This is a genomic window from Stenotrophomonas sp. 1337 (assembly GCF_031455455.1).
GTDB lineage: Bacteria > Pseudomonadota > Gammaproteobacteria > Xanthomonadales > Xanthomonadaceae > Stenotrophomonas > Stenotrophomonas indicatrix.
The window spans coordinates 46,273-70,345 of the sequence record NZ_JAVDSR010000013.1 but is presented as its reverse complement, the minus strand read 5'-3'; the positions used below and the strand labels follow the sequence as shown (position 1 = coordinate 70,345).

Genomic DNA, 24,073 nt, shown 5'->3' with positions numbered 1-24,073 from the left:
ATCGATGCCCACCCTGCGCTGGTATTTCGACTTCGTCTCGCCCTATTCCTACCTGCACTGGCAGAAGGTGAAACAGCTGCCGCAGTTCGGGCGCATCCAACCGGTGCCCATCGCCTTGGGTGCGGTGCTGCACCATCTGGGCAACCTGGGCCCGGCGGAGATTCCGGCCAAGCGCCGCTTCATGTACCGCCAGCTGCTGTGGACTGCGCAGGCCGAGGGCACGCCACTGCGCTTCCCGCCCGGGCACCCGTTCCATCCGCTGGCGGCCCTGCGCCTGTGCCTGGCCGCCGGTGCCAGCACTGCGGCAGTGGACGTGCTGTTCGACTGGATCTGGCGCGACGGCCACGCCGGCGACACGGCCGAGGCCCTGCGCGAACCCGCCGCCCGGCTGGGTATCAGCGACGTAGAGGCGGCCATTGGCGAGCCGGCCATCAAGGAGCAGCTGCGACGCAACACCGAGGCGGCGATCGAGGCCGGGGTGTTCGGCGTGCCGACCCTGGCCATCGACGGCGAACTGTTCTGGGGCAACGATACCCACCCGCTGATGGCGGCGGTGCTGGACGACCCCAGCCTGCTGGACCGGCCGGACTGGCAGCAGGCGGTGGCCCTGCCGGTGGCGGTGCAGCGCAGTCGCTGAACAGGGAGCGGCGCGTTTCCCTCGCGCGCCCGCCCGCGTTTTGAGATAGTTTTCACATTTCCGAACCTACAACCGCCCTGGAGGGGGAGCCGCGGATGCGCATCGGAATCGTCGTCGACTCGGCCTGCGACCTGCCGCAGGACTTCATTGCCGAGCACAACATCGTGCTGCTGCCGATCACCGTGCGGATCGGCGAAGCGGTGCTCGCCGACCACCGCGACGAGCAGGCAACGCTCAGCTTCCTGCACGCGCACGTCGCCGAGCACGGCGCCGAAGCGGAGACCATCCCCTTCAGCGTCAACCAGATCCGAGACCTGTTCCTGCAACGCTTGGTGATCGACTACGACCATGTGTTCTGCATGACCATCACCAAGACCCGCAGCCCGATCCACGACAATGCACTGCAGGCCAGCTTCGCCATCCTCAACGACTACAAGCCGGTGCGGCAGGCGGCCGGCTTCAACTCGCCGTTCGCGCTGCGCGTGCTGGATACCCAGAACCTTTTCGCCGCCCAGGCGGTGACGGCGGTGGAAGCGGTGCGCCTGCGCGCCAGTGATGCCAGCGTGCAGCAGATCCGCGAGCGCCTGGAAGAACTGGCCGGCAACGTGCACGGCTACATGGTCACCCGCGACCTGTACTACATGCGTGCCCGCGCCCGGCACAAGGGCGACCGCAGCGTCGGCCTGCTCAGCGCCGCACTGGGCAGTGCGCTGGACATCAAGCCGGTGTTGCATGGCTATCGCGGGCAGACCGGGCCGGTGGCGAAGATCAAGGGTTTCGACAATGCCGTGCTGAAGCTGTTCGGCGTGGTCGGCCAGCGCGTACGCGCCGGCCTGATGACGCCGACCGTGTGCGTCAGCTACGGCGGCGAACTGGACGAGCTGCGTGCCCTGCCCGGCTATGCGCAGATGAAGGAGGTCTGCGCCGACCATGGCGTGACCGTGTACGAATCGGTGATGAGCCTGACCGGCATGGTCAACGTCGGCAAGGGCGCGGTCACCGTGGGTTTTGCCGATGGGCCGCATCGATTTGAATGAAGGCCAACCGCGCTCTGGAATCTGCACATCGATTCCACCGCGCCTATGCCAGCCTAGCCGCACCTCAAGGAGATCAACATGCCTGCGCAGTACCACATCAGCCTGCCCGAACCGTCCAAGGCCCGCGGCAACGACCCCGACCTGTCTTTCCATTCGCAGGGCGCTGCCGGCTTCGCCGAAGAACTGCAGAACGCGCTGCGCAATGGCAGCCTGTTCGAGCGCTGGCGCGACAAGCAGCCGGACCCGGATGCGGTGGAGCCGCAGTGGGGCGCGACCGATCCGGAGGCCACCGTGACCGGTGAGCAGAAGGACCTGCGCATCAACCTGGTGGCCACCACCCGCATCGACAGTGACGTGTTCAAGCAGCGCCTGCGCCTGCTGGCCGGGCACCACTGGGAACTGCGCGACGTGCGTTGAGTTCCGGCTCTGGTAGGCGCCAACCTTGGTTGGCGCTTTCCTGAAGGCAGCCAACCAAGGTTGGCATTTACCGGCTCTGCGCCTCCGAATTGTCGCAAATAGCCCGGTAATGATGACCGTGCTTTGGTAGGCGCCAACCTTGGTTGGCACTTCCCAGCACATCGCTCATGTGACTGCCACACTGGCGCGATGAGAAACACAGACCCAATCACCCGGCCAGGCACTCGCGGCCAGAAGAAGCTGCGCGATGCTCCACGGCGACTCCGCTACCTGCAGCGCTGGGCCCGGAGATTCGTCGATGAATCTCCGACTCCGGAAGAGCTGCAGACCAACACCCGTTATTGGAATTACAAAATTCCCACTCGCGCAGGCCTGATCGAAGGTCCTGCATCGACGCCGGCTTTGCAGCGCGCCTGCGCGCAGGAGGCCCTGATCAATGCCTGCGCAAACCTGATCCAGTCGCGCCCGGCCTCGCAAGCAGGCGTGCGGATAACCTGCTGCATCGCCCAGCCTGGCATGTTCTCCAGCGAGGTATGCCTTTACCTGGACGAAGACTATTTCCAGGGACATGTCGCCACCACGGCAGATGGACAGGTCACCGCCATCACCTCGCGCAGCCTTGCTGCCGAATGGGGGCTCGCCCTGCCCAACGGCATCGAAGAGCGCGGCGTGCAGGTATGCATCCCTCCTGCCGATGATCACGAGGGGCTGGAACAGGAATACTGGTTCTTCGGCGAGATTGCCGACCGGCCGTGATGGGTAATACCGACCGGTCCGGTAAATGCCAACCTTGGTTGGCAGCCTTTTGGAACGTGCCAACCAAGGTTGGCCACTACCGGCTTCACCTTGCCGAGCTGCCGGCCAGCGGCCGGCACTACCCGGCATCTGGGTGTACTGGTATCGTGCCGCCGCCAAAGGCGACTGCACGGATTGCACATGGACCCCAAGCTGAAAGCGCTCATCGAGCAGACCAACCTATCGGACCTGCTGCCGTCGGCGACTCAGGACATGGACCTGCAGCAACCGGTAGCGCCGCCGGAACCCGCAAAACCGCAGCCCGCCCGTTCCACCAACGATGCACTGCAGGTGCATTTCGGTGGTACCGACATGGTCGGCAAGCTCGCCAATGCGCCCACCAGTGGACGGATAAAGACCTTCGCCATGATCCTGCTGGGCGGGCCGACCATCGTGTTCGGCCTGCTTCTGCTGGGCATGGTCTGGACCGAGCCGGGCAAGTCAGTGTTCGCGCTGGTCTACGGCACGGTCATCGCAGCGGTGTTGATCGGTATCTGGCCTTATCTGCTGTTCCGCAAACGCGAAAAGCCGGCGGCCTGACGCGGGCTGCCTGCCAGGATAGTGCCGGTCGCTGGCCGGCAACTCATGCATACGGCATCTGCAGGCCAGCGGCCGGCACTACCCATCCTGCGCCTTACCAACCGCCGCCCAGTGCGCGATACAGCTCTACGCGTGCAATCGCGGCGGTCGCCTGGCTGTTGGCCAGCGCGGCCTGGTTGTCCAGCGCGATGCGCTGGGTGCTCAACACATCCAGCATGTCGACCACGCCGGCCTGGTACTGCCGACGCGCCGCACCCAGCGCCGTCTCGCTCTCATCCACCGCCACGTGCAGCTGCGCGGCACGCTGCTGTTCGGCGGCATAGCCGTCGATGGCATCGTCCACTTCATGCCAGGCCTGCAGCACGGTACGGCGGAACTGCAGCGCCGCCTGTTGCTGCTGAAGCCTGCTCAGCGCCAGGTTGGCCTTCAGGCGTCCGCCCTGGAAGATCGGCAGGCTGATCGACGGGCCGATACTGAAGCGATGCGCGTTCCAGCCATCCAGATCATCCAGCTGCCTGGCCTGGAAACCGGCATCGCCATTCAAGGTGATGCGCGGCAGGAAGCTGGCCTTGGCCACGCCAATTCCCGCCGTGGCAGCATGCAGTGCAGCCTCGGCACGGCGGACATCCGGGCGACGCTCGGCCAGTTCACTGGGCACGCCCACCGCTACGGTCGGCAACGCGGCCCAATCGCGGCGCGCGCTCTGCAGCTGCGCATCCAGCGCCTGCGGCGGCTGTGCCAGCAGGAATGCGAGTGCATTGCGCAGCTGCGATTCGCGGTGCCGCAGCGGCGCGATGCGGGCCTGCAGCGAAGCGACCTGCGCCGCCGCACTGGAGACCTGCAACGTGCTGGCCACGCCTTGGCGCTGGCGCGCTTCGGTCAGCCGCTTGATGTCGTGGGCGATGCTGAGGTTTTCCTCGGTGATGGCCAGCAGCTGGCGCGTCGCGCGCAACTGCAGGTAATCACGCGCGGTCTCGGCCAGCAGCGCGATGCGCACCGCGTGTGCATCTTCCTCAGCCATCTGCACGCGTGCGTCGGCCGCTTCCACCTGACGGCGTACGCGTCCCCACAGATCCAGTTCCCAGCTCATGCCGATGCCGGCCTGGAACAGCCCATAGTCATCGCGACCGCCATTACCGGACGGATCGTTCAGGCCTACCTCGCTGTTGCGCGCGCGTACGCCACTGGCAGTGGCGCCGACGCTGGGCAGCCGGTCGGCCGCGGTGACGCCACGCGCGGCGCGGCTCTGCTGCACCCGGTTGGCGGCCAGCTGCAGGTCGAGATTGGCCTGCAGTACCTGCGTCGCCAGTTGCCCCAGCAGCGGATCATCGAAACCGGACCACCAGCTGGCGTCGTCATCCAGCGCAGCTGAAGCCACCGCTTCGCCCTGCCACTGCGTGGGCAGGTCGGCCTGCGGGCGCACGAAGTCCGGTCCCAGCGTGCAGGCGGTCAACGCCGTGCACAGTGCCGCTGCAGCCAGTACACGCGGGAATACGCGGATCATGCGCCTTCCCCGCCCGTGCGGTGCCGCTCGCGCTGCGCGCTCTGCACCCGCTGCGGACGTTGCAGATCCACGCTGGCTTCCACCGACATGCCGGCACGCAGTTGGCCCAGCAATGCCTGCTCCGGCTCCAGCACGATCTTCACCGGAATGCGCTGCACCACCTTGGTGAAGTTGCCGGTCGCGTTTTCCGGCGCCACCGCGGCGAACGTCACGCCAGTGGCCGGGGCGATGCTGTCGATATGGCCGCGCAACGGTGTGCCGGGGAACACGTCCACCGTCAGCTCAACCTGTTGCCCTGGCTGCATGCGGGTCATCTGCGTCTCCTGGAAGTTGGCGACAACGAAGGCGCGCTGCAGCGGCACGACTGCGGCCACCGGCGTGCCCGGGGTCAGGTAGGCGCCGACGCGCACTGCGCGGCGTCCCACCACGCCATCGATCGGTGCACGCAGCTCGGTGTGCGAAAGATCCAGTTCGGCGCGCGCCTGTGCGGCTTCGGCACGCTGCACGGCCGCCTGTGCGGCCTGCACCCCGGCAGCGAGGATGTCGGTGCGCTGGCGTGCGGTCGACAACGCGGCCTGTCCCTGTTGCAGATGTGCACTGGCAACGGCCTGCTTCGACTGCGCCTGCTGTGCGTTCTGCACGGTACCGGCACCGTCGCGGGCCAGCTCGCGGTAACGCTGCTGGTCGGCGCTGGCCAGGGTCAGTTCGGCGCGGCTGACATCCACACTCGCCCTGGCCTGTTCGATCAGCGAGCCCTGCTGTGCCAGCGCCGCCTGCGCGTTGGCCAGCTGCGCGCGCGCATTGGCCAGGTCGGCGCGGGCGGCCTGCAACGCGACCTGGTAGTCGCGGTCATCGATACGGGCCAGCACGTCACCGGCCTTCACCGCCTGGTTGTCTTCCACGTTCACCGCGCTGACGAAGCCGGCGATCTTCGGTGCGACTACGGTGTAATCAGCAACCACATAGGCGTTGTTGGTGGTCTGGTGGCGGCCGTCGCGCAGCAGCAGCCAGGCAGCACCGGCCAGAAGCAGTACGCCCAGGCCGAGGCCCGCGTTGAGATACGTTCGATTGATTGTCATGGGGGAGTTCCTGCGAAGGGATCAGGCCACGGCACGTGGCGGATGGATGCGGGTGGGCATCCAGGCAATGAGGGGAATGAAGGCCAGCGCGACCAACGCGACCAGCAGGTAGAGATCGGCCGAGGTCAACGCCTGCACCTGCGCATGCAGGCGCGCGCCAAGCTGCGGCCCTTCGGCCAGCCACGGCTGTTCGCCAAGCCGCTCGACCAGCACGGTGGAGTGGAAATGGCGGCGTCCCTGCGCGACCGCTTCCAGCACGCCGCTGGCCAGCACCGCAGCAAAGCCCTTGACCGTGTTGAACCACGCCGATGCGAAGGGGCCGTCCTGTGGCGCCAGGCCACCGGTGGCCAGCATCAGCAACGGCAGCACCGCCATCGGCTGCGCAAACACCTGCAGCAGCTGTACCCACAGGAAGTTGTCGCGTATCCAGCTGACGTCCAGATGCGCGCCCAGCCAGCAGGCCAGCGCCAGCAGGGCCAGGCCGGTGGCCTGCACCCAACGGCAATCGATCACACGGATGTTCAGCAGTGCGGCGACCAACGGCAGCGCGATGACCTGCGGCACCGCCACCCACAGCAGCATCGGCGCGGTCTGTTGCGGGCGATAGCCCTGCACGCTGGCGAGGAAGCCGGAAGGAATGGAGATCACCGCCAGCAGCACGAACAGCACGCCACCGAGGGTAATCAGCGAGTAGCTGAGGTTGCGGTTGGCCAGCAGCTGCAGCTTGAAGAACGGCAGTGGATGGAACCACTCGTTGATGAAGAACAACACCAGCAGACCCGCACCGCCACCCAGCATCAGCGTGATCAACGACGAGTCGAACCAGTTCAGGCGCGGGCCCTGCACCAAACCCAGTACCAGCAGCACCAGCGCCGGCAGGCCGAGCATCAGGCCGACGCCGTCGAACTGTGCGAAGCGCTCCAGCCGCAGGGGATCCTGTGGCAGGCCCCAGCCGACCATCGCCATCGCCGCCAGGCAATACGGCACGATCTGCCAGAACGCCCAGTGCCAGCCCACCTGCTCCACCCAGAATGCGGCCAGCGGAGTGCCCATGCTCGGCCCGAAGGTGGCGGTCAGTGCGTAGGCGGCCAGGCCGTACAGCTTGATGCCCGGCGGCAGGAAGCGCAGCGCCACGCTCATCAGCAGCGGCGGCAGCGCGCCCCCACACAGTCCCTGCAATGCGCGCAGCAGCAGAAAGGTCTGCAGGTTGGGGGCGAGCGGGCACAGCACGCCCAGCACCATGAAGCCGCCGATCATAGCCAGCGCAAAGCGGCGCAGCGAGAAGGTGGCTGCGCACCACGGTGCGAATGCCATCGCGCTGACCGACATGGCGCTGTACAGCGCCACGATCCAGCTGCCGTCATCGACGCTGAAACCCATCGCACCGCGGATGTCGGCCAGCGCGACCTTGGTGACGTTCTCGTTGAAACCCGACACCAGCACTGCCAGCAGCACACCGCACAGCCCAACCAGGATGCGCCGGTCGAAGCCGGGGGCAGCGACGGGCCGGGGCGCTGCCGGCGCCGCGGGCATGGCGGCCGGCGTGCTCACTGCCGGCTGCCGATCCGTGCAGTACACGGCATATATGGAGACATTGGATTGCGCTCAGTGAAACTTTCGGGAGCGCAGTCTAGAAAGGCCGTTGCCTGCGAAAAATGGCGTGCCCGGCATCGCAGGCGTGCGTACAACGCACGCCCGCGGGCAATCAGTGGTGGGCCGCCTCGACCGAATCGCACATGCCCTTGATCGCCCGCCGCAGCCACTGGTGGGCCGGGTCGTTGTCCATGCGTGGGTGCCAGGCCTGCACCAGCGCTACGGTCCGCACCGGCACCGGCAGCGGGAACATTCGCAGCGGCAGGCCCATGCGGGTGATGCGGTCCAGCATCACGCTTGGCATCTGCGGCAGCACCAGGTCCGAATCGGCGGCAGCAAAGATCGCGCCATGGAAGGTAGGGATGACCACCGCCACCCGCCGTTGCAGGCCAAGCGCTGCCAGCTCTTCGTCGATCGGGCCATGCGCAAGCCCGCGCCGGGACACGGCGATGTGGTCGCACGCGGCGAAGCGCTCGACACTGATGTCGCCGTCGAACAACGGATGATCCTCGCGTGCCGCGCCCAGCAGCGAGGTGGTGAACAGGTGCTGCACCTTGGTTTCCGGGCTGTGCTTGCCGGCCGTGCTGATGTACAGGTCGATCCGCCCCTGCACCATCGCATCGTCATCGGTATCGCCTTCGGGCACGAAGCGCAGCATGCAGCGCGGTGCCTGCTGGCGGAAGACATCACGCAGGCGGCCGCCATAGCTGCCGATGAACACATCGTTGGCGCGCACGCTGAACGTTCGTTCCAGCGTGGCCATGTCGACCTCGCGGCCCGCATTGAACACGCGGTGTGCCTGCTCGATCACATCGCGCACCTGCTCACGCAGTTCCAGCGCGCGTGGCGTGGGGGCGAGCCCACGGCCGGCGCGCACCAGCACCGGATCACCCAGGGCTACCCGTACCCGGCCCAGGGTACGGCTCATCGCCGGCGCACTGAGATTCATCCGTCGCGCAGCGGCCGCCACGCTGCATTCGTCGATCAGCACATCCAGTGCCAGCAACAGGTTCAGGTCCGGCAAGGGCATGGCAGTCTCCCGCAAATGGGATGACTCTACTGCAATCCAGATCATCCAGAATTGCGTTGTGCGCACGCATTGACTGCGGCGCACGGCATGGGTGCGCGCGACGACATCAGCGACCATCAGCGCCCTGCAAAGGAGCTTTCCATGTTCAACACCCTGCTGGTCGCGCTTGATGGCGGCCCCCAGCACGACCGCGTGCTGGACCTGGCCGCCACCATGGCCGGCCCCCGCAGCCGCCTGCACCTGCTGTGCGTGCTTGACCCCGAATTCGCACTGGCCGCTGGTGCCACCGATGCCGACCGCCGTGAGTATCCCGCCGCCGCCCGGCAGCAGGCGCATGCCGAAGCGGTACTGGCCGACGCCTTGGCCGAGCTGCGCGAGCGCGGCGTGGACGCCATCGCACAGCTGCCTTCCGGCGATCCTGGCGAAGTGATCAGCGCGCAGGCGCGTCGCCTGCAATGCGACCTGATCGTCATCGGCCACCGCCATCTGTCACGCCTGCAGCGCCTGTTCGAGCCCTCGGTGGGGCAATGGACGATCGACCATGCGCCTTGCCCGGTGCTGGTGGAAACACGTGATCCGTAGGTATCGCCACCTTGGCGAGGTACTGGCCTGCGGCGGCCTGACGCGGGCTGCCTGCCAGGGTAGTGCCGGCCGCTGGCCGGCAACGCCTGCGCCTGCTGGATCCGACCGGGCGGTCGCGCCAGCGCCGATCAACCACGCACTTTCCTGCCGTGGCAGTCGCGCAGCCATGCTCAACAGTCCAGCGTGTCGTGCGCGCCCCCGTCGTCGTCCAGCACGTGTGCGTGCAGGATCACCTGGTTGCGGCCCGCACGCTTGGCCGCGTACAGGCCGGCATCGGCATCGGCCAGCAACTGTTCGGCGGTGGCCAGCGCCGGCGGATGCAGGTAACCCACGCCCACGCTGATGCTGACCCGGCCTTCCGGCAGCGGCAGCGCTTCCACCGCCTCGCGCAGGCGCTCGGCCAGCGCCAGCACACCCGACAGTGGGCTGCCGGGCACGATCACCGCGAATTCCTCACCGCCATAGCGCGCCACGCTGTCGGCCGCGCGCCCGGCGGTGGCCTGCAGCACCGCGGCCACCGCCTGCAGGCAGCGGTCGCCGGCAGGATGACCGTGCTCGTCGTTGAATGCCTTGAAATGGTCGATGTCCACCAGCAGCAATGCCAGTTCGCTGCCGCTGCGACGCGCCCGGTTCCATTCGGCCAGCAGCAGCGTATCGAACTGGCGGCGATTGGCTACGCCGGTCAGGCCATCCTGTCGTGCCAGCTGATCCAGGCCTGCCTGCCGCTCCAGCAGGTCGAGCTGCAGCAACGTGCTGCGCAGGCTGAAGCCCAGCGTTGCCACCACGAACCCGGTCAGCGCCAACGCCCGCGCGTGGTCCACCACCAGGGTACCGACCACCAGCAGCAACAAGGGCAGGATGATCGGTCCACCGGCCTGCACCAATCGCAGCAGGCGGGGATGCAGCACGAAGCCCGGTGCAGGTGCCTGGCGCAGGGCCATCAGCGCCATCAGCAGGAACGGCAGGTCGATCAGCAGATCGTTGTAGGCGCCGAACGACTGCTCGGCGGTGTAGTGATTGATGTAGAACGCAACCAGCAAATAGGACAGCGCAAACAGCGCCAGCGCGCGGTAGAAGCTGCGCCGTTCAGGCGCATCGCCGGCGACCCAGCGCACCACCGCGAAACCGGCGATGCACAGGTTCTGGATGTCGAACATGCGCTGCATGTGCGCCATCGCCTGGTCGTCGATATCGATGCGGTCGGCGAAGGACTGGGTATGCACGAAGAACAACACGCCCAGCAGGGCCGCCATCACGCCGTCGATCAGGCTGATCATCCGGCGTTCGCGACGGGCGCGGGCCAGGATGAACACCAGCGGCACGCCGTACAGCACATACAACAGCAGGCTGGCGCGCGGGGTGATGTTGGCGCGGTCGGCGCCCAGCGCATCGATCATGTTGAAGGCCATGCCGCCGGCCCAGAGCAGCAGTGCCAGTGCCGTGGCGCGCCAGCCCAGCGCGGCGTGGTCCCGCTGGCCACGCCACAGGCAGGCGGCCGCGGCCAGTAGCGGCGCGGCGGTGAGAAACACGAACGAGCTACCGCCGGCCGGGCCCGGCCAGAACGCCACGGCCAGACCGTGGCAGACCACGAACAGCAGCGCCAGCGCAACCGGCATGCATCCCCCCATCGGCAAGGCCGTATGGCTGCACGATAGCGCGCCGCGCCGCCACGGTGGCGTGATCCACTTTGGAAAATCCGCGACGGTGGCAGCCGTCTCGTGGGACGGTTGCCCAGCGACGCTCGCGGGCCAGCCGGGAAGCCGCTGGGCAGCCGCGACCTGTAAAATGCGCAGATTCCTCCCCATTCTGGCCAGCGCGTCCGCGCCGGCCGCCCCAGAGATCCCGTGAAAACCCCGGAAGGACTGCGCGCCCTGATCGACGACGGCGTGATCGATGAAGTTCTACGCCCGCTCAAGAGCGGCAAGGAAGCGGCCGTGTACGTGGTACGCAGCGGCAACGAGGTGCGCTGCGCGAAGGTCTACAAGGACATGGCCCAGCGCAGCTTCCAGCAGCGCGTGCAGTACCAGGAAGGTCGCAAGGTGCGCGGCAGCCGCGAGGCGCGTGCGGTGGGCAAGGCCAGCAAATACGGCCGCAAGCAGCAGGAAACGGCCTGGAAGAACACCGAGGTGGACGCGCTGTACCAGCTGCGCGATGCCGGCGTGCGCGTGCCCGAGCCGTACGGTTACTACCACGGCGTGCTGGTGATGGAGCTGGTCACCGATGCCGACGGTTTCTCCGCCGCGCGCCTGGGCGAGGTGGAGCTGGAGCCCGAGCAGGCCCGCCAGTTCCACCAGACCCTGGTCCGCCAGGTGGTGCGCATGCTGTGCTGCGGCCTGATCCATGGCGATCTCTCGCCGTACAACGTGCTGGTCGGTCCCGATGGCCCGGTGGTGATCGATTTCCCTCAGGTGGTCAGTGCGGGCGGCAACAACGCCGCGCGCAGCATGCTGTTGCGGGATGTCAACAACCTCACCGCCTACCTGGGCCGTTTCGCGCCCGAACTGCTGGACAGCTGGTATGGCGAGGAAATGTGGGCGCTGTTCGAGGCGGGCAGCCTGCTGCCGGACAGTGAGCTCACCGGCACCTTCGTGCACGATGAATCCACCGTCGACCTGGACAGCGTGCGCCACGCCATCAACGATGCGCGCGAACAAGCCTTGATCCGCCAGCAGGGCCGTGAAGCGGCGGAAGAAGAAGACGACGTGTAAGCGCCACGCCATGCGTGGCGGCTGGCCGCCGTAGCGTCGAGCTTGCTCGACTGTTCTCAAGGCAATGCCGGCCAGCGGCCGGCACTACCGTCAGGGTCAGACGTGCAGCGCCCGGGCGTGGTGCGCGATGTGCTCGCCGATGAAGCTGGCGATGAAGTAATAGCTGTGGTCGTAGCCGGGCTGCAGGCGCAGGCTCAGCGGATGACCGGCAGCATCGCAGGCCTGCTGCAGGCGCTGCGGCTGCAGCTGGCTGTGCAGGAACTCATCCCCCTCGCCCTGGTCAACCAGCAGCGGCAAGCGCTCGCCGGCGTGGGCCACAAGTTCGCAGGCATCCCACTGCGCCCAGTCGGCCGGGTTGCCGCCGAGGTAGGCGGCGAATGCCTTCTGCCCCCACGGCACGTGGCTGGGTGCCACGATCGGCGAGAACGCCGACACGCTGCGGTAGTGGCCCGGGTTGCGCAGCGCAATCACCAGCGCGCCATGGCCGCCCATCGAATGGCCACTGATGCCCCGTGCGTCGGTTGCCGGGAAACCCGCCTCGATCAACGCCGGCAGCTCGTGAGCGACGTAGTCGTGCATGCGGTAGTGCTTGGCCCACGGCTGCTGTGTGGCGTTGAGATAGAAACCCGCGCCCTTGCCCAGGTCATAGCCCTCGGCATCGGCCACGTCATCGCCGCGTGGGCTGGTGTCCGGGGCGACGATGATCACGCCGTGCTCGGCCGCATAGCGCTGCGCGCCGGCCTTGGTGATGAAGTTCTGCTCGGTGCAGGTGAGTCCGCTCAGCCAGTACAGCACCGGCAGCTTCCGGGTTTCGGCCTGCGGCGGCAGGTACACGGCGAACTGCATGTCGCAGCCCAGCGTGGTCGAATGATGGCGGTAGACATCCTGCCAACCGCCGGCACAGGCGCGGTGTTCGATACGTTCCATGAGGTTTCCTCCCGAGGGACGGCAGGCAAGCGCCTGCCGCCCGGCGCGGCTCAGTAGTGGACGACCGAACGGATCGACTTGCCTTCATGCATCAGGTCGAAGGCTTCGTTGATTTTGTCCAGGTCCATGGTGTGGGTGACGAACGGGGCCAGCTCGATATCGCCCTTCATCGCGTCTTCGACCATGCCCGGCAGCTGGCTGCGGCCCTTCACGCCACCAAACGCGGTGCCCATCCACTTGCGGCCGGTGACCAGCTGGAACGGGCGGGTGGAGATTTCCTGACCGGCACCGGCCACGCCGATCACCACGCTCTGGCCCCAGCCACGGTGGGCGCATTCCAGCGCCGCACGCATCACGTTGACGTTGCCGATGCACTCGAAGCTGTGGTCCACGCCCCAGGTGGTCATCTCCACGATCACCTGCTGGATCGGCTTGTCGAAGTCCTTCGGGTTGATGCAGTCGGTGGCGCCGAATTCGCGGGCCAGCTCGAACTTGGACGGGTTGGTGTCCACCGCGATGATGCGCCCGGCCTTGGCCTGGCGCGCACCCTGGATGACCGCAAGGCCGATGCCGCCCAGGCCGAACACGGCCACGCTGTCGCCTTCCTGCACCTTGGCGGTGTTGTGCACCGCACCGATGCCGGTGGTCACGCCGCAGCCGAGCAGGCAGACATGCTCCGGGTTCGCTTCCGGGTTGATCTTCGCCAGCGACACCTCGGCAACGACGGTGTATTCGCTGAAGGTCGAGCAGCCCATGTAGTGGTAGATCGGCTCGCCGTTGTAGCTGAAGCGGCTGGTGCCATCGGGCATCACGCCCTTGCCCTGGGTGGCACGCACCGCCACGCACAGATTGGTCTTGCCGCTCTTGCAGAACAGGCATTCACCACATTCGGCGGTGTACAGCGGAATGACGTGGTCACCCGGCTTGACGCTGGTCACGCCCTCGCCCACCTCCACCACGATGCCGGCGCCTTCATGGCCCAGCACCACCGGGAACAGGCCTTCCGGATCATCGCCGGACAGGGTGAACGCATCGGTGTGGCAGACACCGGTGTGGGTGATCTTGACCAGCACTTCGCCCGCCTTCGGCGGGGCGACGTCGATCTCGACGATCTGCAGCGGCTGGCCGGGACCAAAGGCGACGGCGGCACGGGATTTCATGATGGCACTCTCCAAAAGGGCTTGCGGAAAACAGGATGCGCGGCGCTGTGTCGCGCCGTCGTTCATTTCAGGTACGAGCGGATCAACGCGCTCATGTCGCGCACGCGTTCGGCGCGTTGTTCATCGGAGGCGGCGGGCTGGCCGAACTCCTCGCGCAGGTGCGCTTCCATCACTTCGGACATCAGGCCGTTGACCGCGCCACGGATGGCGGCGATCTGCTGCAGCACCGGCCCGCAGTCGGCGCCGGCTTCCAGCGCGCGGTCCAGCGCATCGCACTGGCCGCGGATGCGGCGCACGCGGGCCAGAACCTTCTTTTTCTCTTCGGGAGAGTGCGGCATCGTGGGCCGGCCTCGGAACTATACTGGGGGATAGTATACAGGAGCCGATCCGGACCTCAATCAAAGGCCCCCTTTGCGGCCAGCCGGGTCAGCTCTTCCACCACGTAACGCACCTTCGGCCGCAGATGCCGCGTCTGTGGCCACAGCGCGTGGATGTCCACATGGTGCTGCGTGCAGTGGTCCAGTACCGACTGCAACGCACCGGATTCCAGGTGATGGCGCACCAGAGACATCGGCATCTGGCAGATCCCCAACCCGGCGATCGCCCCCTCGATCACCGCATCGCCATCGTTGAGCTGATGCGTGGCACTGGGGATGAAGCTGCCGTTGGTGCCCTCGCTGCCGATCCGCCACGCCACCGACTGGCCATGACGGAAGCCGACCACGCTGCGATGGTCGCGCAGTTCGTCCAGCGTCTGCGGCACACCATAGGCCTGCAGGTAGGCCGGCGACGCGCAGGTCACCAGGCGCTGGCTGGCCAGCTTGCGCGCGACCAGGTGCTCGGCGTGATGCAGGCCGCCAAAGCGGATCAGCAGGTCGATGCCTTCTTCCACCGGGTCAACGAAGTGATCGGTGAAGGTCATCGTCAACTGCAGGTCCGGGTGTTCATTGCACATGCGCAGCAGTACCGGCAGCACCACCAGCCGCCCGAACGAGGACGGCATGTCGATGCGCAGGCGGCCGCTCGGCAGATGCGCAGCCGAGCCCAGGCAGGCTTCGGCCGCCGCGATTTCATCCAGGGCCGCGGCGCAGGAGGCGTAGTACGCCTCGCCGTCGGTGGTCAGCGCGATGCGCCGGGTGGTGCGATGGAACAGGCGCACGCCCAGCCGCGTTTCCAGCCGGGCGATGGCCTTGCCGACCGCCGAGCGGGAGATGCCCAGCGCGTCGGCGGCCTCGGTGAAGGTGGCCGAGCGCGCCGTGGTGACGAAGGTCGCCAGGCCATTCAGGGATTCGACGGGAAGCATCGGCAGGCTCGCCCATTGGGGACAGATTGTCCCGCCTGACGGGAAATCTACCGCCTTTATGTGCCCACATGTCAACTCCATCATGGTGCTGTCGCGCCGTTGGCGCCCTCCCCCGCTCCGAGATGACTGACATGACCGCCGCCCTGTTCCGCCCCTTCGACCTCGCTGGACTACCCCTGCACAACCGCATCGCGATGGCGCCGATGACCCGTGCCCGCAACCCCGGCGCCGTCGCCAATGCGCTGACCGCCCAGTATTACCGGCAGCGCGCCAGCGCCGGCCTGATCATCAGCGAAGGCACCCCGGTCTCACCGCAGGGCCAGGGCTACATCGACGTGCCGGGCATCTGGTCGGCCGAGCAGGTGGCCGGTTGGACGCTTGTCACCGACGCCGTACACGCTGCGCAGGGCGCGATCTTCGCGCAGCTGTGGCACGTCGGCCGCATGTCACACGCCTCGCTGCAGCCCGACGGCGGCCAGCCGGTAAGCGCCGGCACGCGGCCGGTAGCGAGCGATCCGAAGAACACCTCATTCGTGTATCTGGACGACGGCAGCCGTGGCCATGCCGATCCGACACCGCCGCGTGCACTCAGCACAGAAGAAGTGCCGGGCATCGTCGCCGACTTCGTGCAGGGTGCCGACAACGCGATCGCCGCCGGCTTCGATGGCATCGAACTGCATGCGGCAAACGGCTATCTGTTCGAGCAGTTCCTCAACCCGGTCACCAATGACCGGCAGGACGTGTACGGCGGTTCGCTGCGTAACCGCGCCCGGCTGATCCTGGACACCGTGGATGCGATGGCCGCGCGCATCGGCGCGCACCGCATCGGCGTGCGCCTTGCGCCGAACAGCCAGGTCTTCGACATGCCCGCCTATGCGGAAAACGAAGCCAGCTATCTGTACCTGGCCGAGGAACTGGGCAAGCGCGGGCTGGCCTATGTGCATCTGAACGACAACTACCTGCACGGCGCACCGGCGATCGGCGAGGCCTTCCTCAAGGCCTTCAAGCAGGTCTATGGCGGTACGGTGATCCTGGCCGGCGGTATGACCCGCGAACGCGCCCTGCGGCTGATCGAGGAAGGCATCATCGATCTGGCTGCCTTCGGCCAACCGTTCATCGCCAACCCGGATCTGGTCGAGCGCCTGCAGCGCGATGTCCCGCTGGCCATCCCCGACCGCAGCACCTATTACGGCGGCGGCAGCGAGGGCTACCTCGACTACCCGCCGGCCCCGTAGATCCACGCCACGCGTGGATGCGGCGCGCCATTCGCCACCGAACACATCACGGCGCCTTCTCGACCTTCGTCGAGTCCGAATCAAAGGTCAGCACACGGGTGCTGATCTCGCCCCTGGCCGAGTCCTTGCGGCTCAGCTCAAGCCGCCCCTGGTTGCCCTGCGCCACCAGGCTGGCGGCAAAGCTGCCCTCGTTGGACAGTGCCGTGATCACGGCGGTGCCATCGGGCGCGACTCTCATGCCCGCCCGATCGCGAACCTTGTATCCCACGCCAACCGGTGCATCCAATGCCATTACCGCGCTGCCGTTGGCCATGGTGCCGATGCCACCGCGCTCATCGCCCTTCGCATCGTAGATGGTCATGCCCGTTGCACGTGAGTTGCGGGCAATGTCACTGGCATCCTCGGCAATCTGCACGCGCGTGCGCCCTTCACTGTCGAGCACGGTCAGCTTGTAGGTACGGATCTCCGGCACTACGCCGGCATCGGGCGTGGCTACGCTGGTCCCGATCAGGGCCAACGATGCGCCCAGCGCGAACATCGAGGCAGCAAGCAGATTCCTGCGGCGCAGCCTGTGTTCCAGGCGTTCCAAGCGTACGGCTATATCCTGCTCATGCATGTTGCGCTCCCTGTTTGCGCCTGTGGTTGTTCCGTCACCTGCTATCAGCCTCCACGTGGATCACACGGGTGGATGCTCCGCCTTCGGTGGAATCCACGCGGCTCACCTCCAACTGTCCTTCCGCCCCCTGCGCGATCAGCCTTGCGGCAAAGCCCCCGGCGTTGGACAGGACACCGATGAGCGCCGAACCGTCCGCTCCCACTTTCATTCCGGCCCGATCTGACACGCGATAGCCGACACCACGCGGCGCATCCAGGGCAACCGTAGCGCTGCCATCGTCGGCGGTGACCATGCCTCCGCGTTCCTGTTCATTGCCATCGAAGATGATCAACCCCGCCACCCGGGCGTTGCGCTTGATGTCCAGATCCGGCGCGTCCTCACCGATCTCCACCCGCTTGCGCCCTTCCTGATCAAGCACGATCAGGCGTTGGGTGCGGATCTCCGGAACAATGCCGACCTCCGGCCTGGCAAATCCGCGACCAGCCAGCACAATCGACATCAATAGGACGGGGGTAGCCACCAGCAGCCAGCGCCATCGGCCTGCCCGTCGCTCCAGCCTGCGTACTCGCGCTTCCACTTCCAGATCCCGCATGGAATCCTCCCTGGCAACGAGGCCACCGATCGCAACGACCGGGCACTCCGATCCTGAACTACAGTTCGATCCTAGACAGTACATCCGTGCCCAACAACATGACGAAAGTCCCCATGAACTCCGTCACCACTTCGTTCATCGTCAACCTCGACGTGCCCGATCTTGCTGCCGCTGAAACCTTCTACACCGCAGCCTTCGACCTGCGGGTCGGTCGCCGCCTCGGCCCCGGTGCGCTGGAACTGCTCGGTGGCCCCACGCCGCTGTACCTGCTGCAGAACGATGCCGGCAGCGCAGCGACCGAAGACGGCGATGTGCGCGATTACGAGCGCCACTGGACGCCGGTGCATCTGGACTGGGTGGTCGCTGACATCGACGCGGCGCTTGCCCGCGCGGTTGCGGCCGGAGCCGCGCTCGAACGCCCCGTCCGCGAACGCCTCTGGGGAACGATCGCCGTGCTGTCCGATCCGTTCGGCCATGGCTTCTGCCTGATCCAGTTCAGCGATGCAGGGTATAACGCGCTGGTCGAATGAATTGGTCACTGCGTAGCGGGCGCCAATCCACGCATGGCGTGGATCTACTAGATGTAACGGCATCCATGCAGCGCGTGGATCAAAATGGGCGTGCGGCGATGGTCAGTAGATCCACGCCACGCGTGGATGCGGGTGATCGCGATTCATTCGCGCAGCATGTCCACGAACGCACGCAATGCACCGGGCATCTGCCGCTGTTTCGGGTAGTACAGCGCAAACCCGGCGAACGGTTCGCTCCAATCTTCCAGCACCGCCACCAGTCGGCCGTCGTCCAGATACGGCCGCGCGGTGTCTTCCAGCACATAGGCCAGGCCGATGCCATCGAGCACCGCGCCAACCACGGTGCCCTGCTCGCACAGCGTCAGTCGACCCGGTACGTCGATCTCCAGGGTCTGGCCGTCGCGTTCGAACTGCCACTTGTACAGATGGCCGCTGGCGAAACGGAAACGTACGCACTCGTGCGCGGCCAGGTCGCGCGGATGCTGCGGGGCCGGCCGGCGCCGCAGGTACTCGGGTGAACCGACAATCAATCCGCGCAGCGGCGGCCCCATCGGCACCGCCACCATGTCCTCGGGCACGAACTCGTGCAGGCGCACGCCAGCGTCGTAGCCCTCGGCAACGATATCGACCAGGCCATCGTTCTCGGTCAGCTCCACCCGTACGTCCGGATGCGCGTGCAGGAACCGCGCCAGCCGCGGCCCCAACTGGGTCGCCACCGCCGCCCGCGTCGCATTGATCCGCAGCAGGCCGGCCGGCACCGCGCGGAAGTGGTTCATTTCCTCCAGCGCGTCATGCACCTGCCCCAGCGCCGGCTGCAGGCGCTCCAGCAGGCGCTGCCCGGCCTCGGTCAGGGCCACGCTGCGGGTGGTACGGTGGAACAGGCCCACCCCCAGCCGTTCCTCCAGCGCGCGGATCGCATAGCTCACCGCCGAGGTCGACAGGGCCAGTTCGGCACCGGCGCGGCGGAAACTGCGGTGGCGGGCGACCGCAGCGAAGGCGGCCAGGTGGGTCAGGTTGTCAGTGGCCATGATTGTGCAGTCTGCCTTGATGAATCATGCCGATATATACGCTTCTTACCCTGAGGTACGGAGCGTATTGTAAAACGCCTTTCGACAAACCCTGCCAAGGATTCCCCATGTCCCTCGCCCGTGGTTACGCCGCCCACACCCATACCGACCCGCTGGTGCCCTTCGAATTCGAGCGCCGCGCGGTTGGCCCGAACGATGTGCGCATCGAGATCCTGTACAGCGGCATCTGCCATTCCGACCTGCACCAGGCCCGCGACGACTGGGGTGGCTCGATCTATCCGATGGTGCCGGGCCACGAGATCATCGGCCGGGTCACCGAAGTCGGCAGCGAGGTCACCCGCTTCAAGGTCGGCGACCACGCCGGTGTCGGCTGCATGGTCGATTCCTGCCGCCATTGCGATGCCTGCCAGCACGACCTGGAGCAGTACTGCGCCGAAGGTGCGACCTGGACCTACAACGGCCGCGAGCGTGAAAGCGGCGCACCGACCTACGGCGGCTATTCCGACCACGTGGTGGTCGAGCAGCGCTTCGTGGTCAAGGTCTCCGAAACGCTGGACCTGAAGGCAGCCGCGCCGCTGCTGTGCGCCGGCATCACCACCTGGTCGCCGCTACGCCACTGGAAGGTCGGCCCGGGCCAGAAGGTCGGCGTGATCGGTCTGGGTGGCCTCGGCCACATGGGCGTGAAGTTCGCCAAGGCGCTCGGCGCGCACGTGGTGATGATCACCACCACCCCGGAAAAGGGTGCCGACGCCAAGCGCCTGGGCGCTGACGAAGTGCTGGTTTCGCGCGATGCCGAGCAGATGAAGGCGCATGCCGGCAGCTTCGACTTCCTGCTCAACACCATCCCGGTCAGCCATGACACCAACCCGTACATGGGCCTGCTCAAGCGCGAAGCGACCATGTGCTTGGTCGGTGTGCTGACCGAACTGGACCCGCCGTTGACCGGTGGCAGCGTGATCTTCGGTCGCAGGAACCTGACCGGTTCGGCGATCGGCGGCATGGCCGAAACCCAGGAGATGATGGACTTCTGCGCCGAGCACGGCATCGTCAGCGACGTGGAGATGATCGACATCAAGAACGTCAACGAAGCCTGGGAGCGCATGGCCAAGAACGATGTGCGCTACCGCTTCGTGATCGACATGGCCACCATCAAGGCCTGATCGCTGCGCTGATGGAATGAAGAAACCCCGGCATTGCCGGGGTTTTTTTGCGTACGCCACCCGCCGGGCATGGCCCGGCGCTACCGGATTCGTGGCGGGTAGCGCCGGGCCATGCCCGGCGGGCGCATTTTCAGTACGCGAACTCGCGGAACACCGGATCCACGTCACCGTGCCAGCGGCCATGGAACAGCGCCAGCTTGCGCTCGGCCGGGGTCAGGCCGGACTCGACGATTTCCTGCAGCACGTCCAGGAACTTGCTTTCATCCTGGCCATCGGCATTGCGCGCCGCACGGCGCTTGAGCCCATCCACCGAAATCTTCACCGCCTCGCGGGCGAGGTCGCGCACGGTGCCACCGCGGAACGGCAGGCCCATCGCGTGCTTGGGCACGCCATCACGCAGCGCATGGCGCTCGGCCAGGCTGAAGCCACGCACCAGATCCCACGCCGCATCCAGCGCCGTGTCGTCGTACAGCAGGCCCACCCAGAAGGCCGGCAGCGCACACAGGCGGCTCCACGGGCCACCATCGGCACCGCGCATTTCCAGGTACTTCTTCAACCGCACTTCCGGGAACGCGGTCGTGGTGTGGTCCGACCAGTCGCGCAGGGTCGGCAGCTGGCCCGGCAGCACCGGCAGCTTGCCCTGCATGAAGTCGCGGAAGCTCTGCCCGCTGGCATCGTGGTAGATGCCATCGCGGTAGGAGAAATACATCGGCACATCGAGCAGGTAGTCGACATAGCGCTCGTAACCGAAGCCGTCCTCGAACACGAAGTCGAGCATGCCGGTACGGTCGGCATCGGTATCGGTCCAGATGTGCGAGCGGTAGCTGAGGTAGCCGTTCGGCTTGCCTTCGGTGAACGGCGAGTCGGCGAACAGTGCGGTGGCGATCGGCTGCAGCGCCAACGACACACGGAACTTCTTCACCATGTCCGCTTCGCTGGCGTAATCCAGGTTCACCTGCACGGTGCAGGTGCGGGTCATCATGTCCAGGCCGAGCGAACCGACCTTGGGCATGTACGAGCGCATGATCTTGTAGCGGCCCTTGGGCATCCACGGCATTTCATCGCGCGTCCACTTCGGCTGGAAGCCCATGCCGAGGAAACCCAGCTGCAGCTCGCCGGCCACCTGCGCCACTTCATTGAGGTGGGTGCCGGTTTCCACGCAGGTCTGGTGAATGGTTTCCAGCGCCGCACCGGACAGCTCCAGCTGGCCCGCCGGCTCCAGGGTCACCGAGGCGCCATCACGCAGCAGGGCGATGGTGTTGCCGTTCTCCTGCACCGGCGTCCAGCCGAAGCGGACCAGGCCGTTGAGCAGAGCCTCGATGCCGCGCTCGCCATCGAAGGTCGGCGGACGCAGGTCATCCAGGCGGAACCCGAACTTCTCGTGCTCGGTACCGATGCGCCACTGCGAACGGGGCTTCTCGCCGGAGGCGATCTCCGCCACCAGTTGCGAGCGGTCGGTAATGGGCGTATCGGCGACGTGGCTGGGGCTCGACAAGGGGGTGGCTCGCTGGACGGTGGCAGGGGATGTGGGGCTGGGAGCCTTGCATCGCAAGGGCGCACTATAGCGTGGCGGCTCGTTACGTCATGCGACGGTGACGGGTTTCAGCATCCTACCGACACCCTCTTGACCCTCGTACACTCAGGGCCATGAGCCGCCATTCACGACATCCCGAGCTGCACCGTGCCGATCGCGTCGGCTGGCTGCGGGCCGCCGTACTGGGCGCCAACGATGGCATTGTCTCGGTCGCCGGCCTGGTGGTCGGCGTGGCCGCCAGCGGCGCCTCGGCCAGCACGATCCTGGCCACCGGCGTGGCCGGCACCGTGGCCGGCGCGATGTCGATGGCCGCCGGCGAGTATGTGTCGGTACAGACCCAGGCCGATACCGAAAATGCCGATCTGGCAATGGAGAAGCGCGAGCTGCACGAAGACCCGCACAGCGAACTGGACGAGTTGACCGCGATCTACCGCCATCGCGGGCTGGAGCCGGCGTTGGCGCGCCAGGTTGCCGAACAGCTGACCGCCCACGACGCGCTGGGTGCCCACGCGCGCGACGAACTGGGCATCACCGAGGAACTGCGCGCGCGGCCGTTGCAGGCCGCATTGGCGTCGGCTGCCGCCTTCACCTGTGGCGCCGCGCTGCCGGTGCTGACCGCACTGCTGACGCCGGTACAGAACGTCGCCACGGCCACCACGGTCAGCACGCTGGCCGGCCTGTGCCTGACCGGCGCGATGGCGGCACGCGCCGGCGGCGCATCACCCACGCGCGGCGCCCTGCGCGTGATGTTCTGGGGTGCACTGGCGATGGCCGCCGCGGCCGCGGTCGGTCGCCTGCTGGGCGCGCACGTCATATGACCGGCATGCCCCCCACCGCTTTGGCACTACTGGCGGAGATGGCCAGCCTGGCCGGCTGCCAACGCGCTGAAGGTTATGCCTGCATCACCGCCCGCCGCGAGCATGGCGCCAGCTCGGTGGAGATACCGCAGCCGCAGTTCGCGATCCTGCTGGAAGGCCGCAAGCAGGTGCGTACCGCACACCAGTCGCTGACCTTCGTGCCCGGCGACATCCTGCTGATCACCCAGCGTTGCCGCATCGACGTGGTCAACACACCGGACCCGCAGACCGGCCGCTACCTCAGCGCGATCGTGCCGCTGTGCACGGAAGTCCTGGCGGCGGCGCGCACGCTGTGGAGCGAGGCCTTGCCAACGGCCGGAGAGACGCTGGCCCGGCAGGCGCTGGGCGACCACGCCACGGTACTGCGCAGCTGGCGGCAGTCGTTGCAGGACGGCCACTACAGCGAAGCGCGGTTGGCGCTGGCCACGCTGGTGCTGGCGTGGTGCCGGCAGGGCCACGGCAACCTGCTGTTGCCGCACGCACCGACGCTGGGCGAGCAGATCCGCGACCGCATCGCCGCCGAGCCGGCCCGCGACTGGCAGTCGCGCGACGTTGAGGCGCACTTCGCACTGAGTGGCGCGACCCTGCGGCGGCGGTTGGCCGCCGAAGCCACCAGCCTGCGCCAGCTGCTGACCGAAGCGCGCCTGGCCCATGGCATGCAGCTGCTGTACACCACCGATCTGCCGTTGAAGACCGTGGCAGCACGCGCGGGGTATCGTTCCGCAGCGAGTTTCAGCAAGCGCTTCGCCGAGCAGTACGGGCTGGCTCCCACAGATATTTGAGGGTTCTTCAGCAGGGCTGCGCCCTGCACCCGCAGAGGCAACGGCAACAGCCGAAGCAACAGCAACAGCGTGCATTCCGTGGGATGGCGGGGCGGTGTGGGTATGCAGGACACGCCGTAAACCCATCCATGGGGGCTCGATGGCGCCATCCATGGCGCCAACGGTCCTGCATACCCACACCGCCCCGCCTTCGACAGTTTCCCGGTGGCCAGTAGATCCACGCCATGCGTGGATGATTTCCTCCAATTCCATTCGATTCATTTCGATGATTCCGAATTGAATTCGAAGAGCATCCACGCATGGCGTGGATCTACGTGTCGACCAAGGTCGACACCCACCAAAGGCAGGTCATGCCATTCCAACAGATCGCGGAAACCTGTCGAAGGCGGGGTGGGTCCGGTTGCGGGGGTGTCCGCGGCATGGATGC

25 protein-coding genes are annotated in these 24,073 nt (G+C 66.8%); 12 read left to right on the top strand and 13 right to left on the bottom strand.

The features are described 5' to 3' along the window. The first annotated feature begins 4 nt into the window (after positions 1–4). From J2X70_RS16955 to J2X70_RS16935, 5 genes are all read left to right on the top strand, one after another. Positions 5–637: a DsbA family protein gene (locus tag J2X70_RS16955; RefSeq protein WP_309911338.1), complete on the top strand. Its 633-nt coding sequence runs from the start codon at positions 5–7 to the stop codon at positions 635–637. Positions 638–732: 95 nt separating this feature from the next. Further along, positions 733–1,674, top strand: coding sequence for a DegV family protein (locus tag J2X70_RS16950; protein ID WP_025874100.1), 942 nt, complete (start codon positions 733–735; stop codon positions 1,672–1,674). A 78-nt stretch (positions 1,675–1,752) separates the two neighbouring features. Then, positions 1,753–2,091, top strand: a complete 339-nt coding sequence (locus J2X70_RS16945) for a hypothetical protein (protein ID WP_025874099.1) — start codon at positions 1,753–1,755, stop codon at positions 2,089–2,091. A gap of 189 nt (positions 2,092–2,280) precedes the next feature. Then, entirely contained in the window at positions 2,281–2,847 is a 567-nt protein-coding gene (locus J2X70_RS16940) for a DUF3916 domain-containing protein (RefSeq protein WP_309911336.1), read from the top strand. 180 nt (positions 2,848–3,027) lie between these two features. Further along, complete coding sequence (locus tag J2X70_RS16935; protein WP_080149858.1) at positions 3,028–3,426, top strand: hypothetical protein; 399 nt, start codon at positions 3,028–3,030, stop codon at positions 3,424–3,426. 94 nt (positions 3,427–3,520) lie between these two features. Here the strand turns inward: J2X70_RS16935 and J2X70_RS16930 are convergent, their stop codons facing one another. The 4 genes from J2X70_RS16930 to J2X70_RS16915 all read right to left on the bottom strand — a co-directional run bounded on the left by J2X70_RS16930 (position 3,521) and on the right by J2X70_RS16915 (position 8,632). Then, entirely contained in the window at positions 3,521–4,930 is a 1,410-nt protein-coding gene (locus J2X70_RS16930; RefSeq protein WP_309911334.1) for an efflux transporter outer membrane subunit, read from the bottom strand. Beyond that, on the bottom strand, positions 4,927–6,009 hold the full coding sequence (locus J2X70_RS16925) for an HlyD family secretion protein (RefSeq protein WP_223483216.1): 1,083 nt from the start codon (positions 6,007–6,009) through the stop codon (positions 4,927–4,929). Before J2X70_RS16925 ends, J2X70_RS16930 begins: the two co-directional genes overlap by 4 nt. Before the next feature lie 21 nt (positions 6,010–6,030). Further along, positions 6,031–7,560, bottom strand: a complete 1,530-nt coding sequence (locus J2X70_RS16920; RefSeq protein WP_223483215.1) for an MFS transporter — start codon at positions 7,558–7,560, stop codon at positions 6,031–6,033. Between the two features lie 154 nt (positions 7,561–7,714). Beyond that, a complete protein-coding gene (locus J2X70_RS16915) occupies positions 7,715–8,632 on the bottom strand; it encodes a LysR family transcriptional regulator (protein ID WP_025874094.1) in 918 nt (305 codons plus the stop codon). 141 nt (positions 8,633–8,773) lie between these two features. On the opposite strand from J2X70_RS16915, the gene J2X70_RS16910 reads away from it, so the two are divergent. Then, on the top strand, positions 8,774–9,214 hold the full coding sequence (locus tag J2X70_RS16910) for a universal stress protein (protein WP_059065132.1): 441 nt from the start codon (positions 8,774–8,776) through the stop codon (positions 9,212–9,214). 170 nt (positions 9,215–9,384) lie between these two features. Here the strand turns inward: J2X70_RS16910 and J2X70_RS16905 are convergent, their stop codons facing one another. Next, positions 9,385–10,830 (bottom strand): GGDEF domain-containing protein, encoded by a 1,446-nt coding sequence (locus J2X70_RS16905; RefSeq protein ID WP_279208711.1) that lies wholly within the window; start codon positions 10,828–10,830, stop codon positions 9,385–9,387. 228 nt (positions 10,831–11,058) lie between these two features. Here J2X70_RS16905 and J2X70_RS16900 point away from each other — a divergent pair, with 228 nt between their 5' ends. After that, a complete protein-coding gene (locus tag J2X70_RS16900; RefSeq protein WP_025874091.1) occupies positions 11,059–11,922 on the top strand; it encodes a PA4780 family RIO1-like protein kinase in 864 nt (287 codons plus the stop codon). Between the two features lie 96 nt (positions 11,923–12,018). Here the strand turns inward: J2X70_RS16900 and fghA are convergent, their stop codons facing one another. From fghA to J2X70_RS16880, 4 genes are all read right to left on the bottom strand, one after another. Beyond that, positions 12,019–12,849, bottom strand: coding sequence for an S-formylglutathione hydrolase (gene fghA / locus J2X70_RS16895; RefSeq protein ID WP_309911326.1), 831 nt, complete (start codon positions 12,847–12,849; stop codon positions 12,019–12,021). Between the two features lie 50 nt (positions 12,850–12,899). Continuing rightward, a complete protein-coding gene (locus J2X70_RS16890) occupies positions 12,900–14,009 on the bottom strand; it encodes an S-(hydroxymethyl)glutathione dehydrogenase/class III alcohol dehydrogenase (protein WP_105164634.1) in 1,110 nt (369 codons plus the stop codon). Between the two features lie 62 nt (positions 14,010–14,071). Further along, positions 14,072–14,347, bottom strand: a complete 276-nt coding sequence (gene frmR / locus J2X70_RS16885; RefSeq protein ID WP_005411009.1) for a formaldehyde-responsive transcriptional repressor FrmR — start codon at positions 14,345–14,347, stop codon at positions 14,072–14,074. A 56-nt stretch (positions 14,348–14,403) separates the two neighbouring features. Next, positions 14,404–15,312, bottom strand: a complete 909-nt coding sequence (locus tag J2X70_RS16880) for a LysR family transcriptional regulator (protein ID WP_025874088.1) — start codon at positions 15,310–15,312, stop codon at positions 14,404–14,406. 131 nt (positions 15,313–15,443) lie between these two features. On the opposite strand from J2X70_RS16880, the gene J2X70_RS16875 reads away from it, so the two are divergent. Further along, entirely contained in the window at positions 15,444–16,547 is a 1,104-nt protein-coding gene (locus J2X70_RS16875; protein ID WP_309911321.1) for an alkene reductase, read from the top strand. Positions 16,548–16,593: 46 nt separating this feature from the next. Here J2X70_RS16875 and J2X70_RS16870 read toward each other — a convergent pair whose 3' ends face one another. Both J2X70_RS16870 and J2X70_RS16865 read right to left on the bottom strand, forming a co-directional pair. Next, positions 16,594–17,136 carry a hypothetical protein gene (locus tag J2X70_RS16870; protein WP_025874086.1) on the bottom strand — a complete coding sequence of 181 codons (543 nt, stop codon included), beginning with the start codon at positions 17,134–17,136 and terminating at the stop codon, positions 16,594–16,596. 61 nt (positions 17,137–17,197) lie between these two features. After that, complete coding sequence (locus J2X70_RS16865; RefSeq protein ID WP_309911318.1) at positions 17,198–17,755, bottom strand: hypothetical protein; 558 nt, start codon at positions 17,753–17,755, stop codon at positions 17,198–17,200. A gap of 113 nt (positions 17,756–17,868) precedes the next feature. Here J2X70_RS16865 and J2X70_RS16860 point away from each other — a divergent pair, with 113 nt between their 5' ends. Continuing rightward, positions 17,869–18,285, top strand: a complete 417-nt coding sequence (locus tag J2X70_RS16860) for a VOC family protein (RefSeq protein ID WP_279208719.1) — start codon at positions 17,869–17,871, stop codon at positions 18,283–18,285. A gap of 143 nt (positions 18,286–18,428) precedes the next feature. Here J2X70_RS16860 and J2X70_RS16855 read toward each other — a convergent pair whose 3' ends face one another. Next, entirely contained in the window at positions 18,429–19,313 is an 885-nt protein-coding gene (locus J2X70_RS16855) for a LysR family transcriptional regulator (RefSeq protein ID WP_025874084.1), read from the bottom strand. A gap of 107 nt (positions 19,314–19,420) precedes the next feature. Here J2X70_RS16855 and J2X70_RS16850 point away from each other — a divergent pair, with 107 nt between their 5' ends. Next, a complete protein-coding gene (locus J2X70_RS16850; RefSeq protein ID WP_025874083.1) occupies positions 19,421–20,473 on the top strand; it encodes an NAD(P)-dependent alcohol dehydrogenase in 1,053 nt (350 codons plus the stop codon). 130 nt (positions 20,474–20,603) lie between these two features. Here J2X70_RS16850 and J2X70_RS16845 read toward each other — a convergent pair whose 3' ends face one another. Continuing rightward, the gene (locus J2X70_RS16845; RefSeq protein WP_309911314.1) at positions 20,604–21,968 is read right to left on the bottom strand and encodes a glutamate--cysteine ligase; all 1,365 of its coding nucleotides are present in this window, start codon (positions 21,966–21,968) and stop codon (positions 20,604–20,606) included. A gap of 152 nt (positions 21,969–22,120) precedes the next feature. On the opposite strand from J2X70_RS16845, the gene J2X70_RS16840 reads away from it, so the two are divergent. Together J2X70_RS16840 and J2X70_RS16835 are read left to right on the top strand one after the other, a co-directional pair. Then, positions 22,121–22,825, top strand: coding sequence for a VIT family protein (locus J2X70_RS16840; protein WP_033831997.1), 705 nt, complete (start codon positions 22,121–22,123; stop codon positions 22,823–22,825). After that, entirely contained in the window at positions 22,822–23,646 is an 825-nt protein-coding gene (locus J2X70_RS16835) for an AraC family transcriptional regulator (RefSeq protein ID WP_309911312.1), read from the top strand. Before J2X70_RS16840 ends, J2X70_RS16835 begins: the two co-directional genes overlap by 4 nt. The last annotated feature ends 427 nt before the right edge of the window (positions 23,647–24,073 follow it).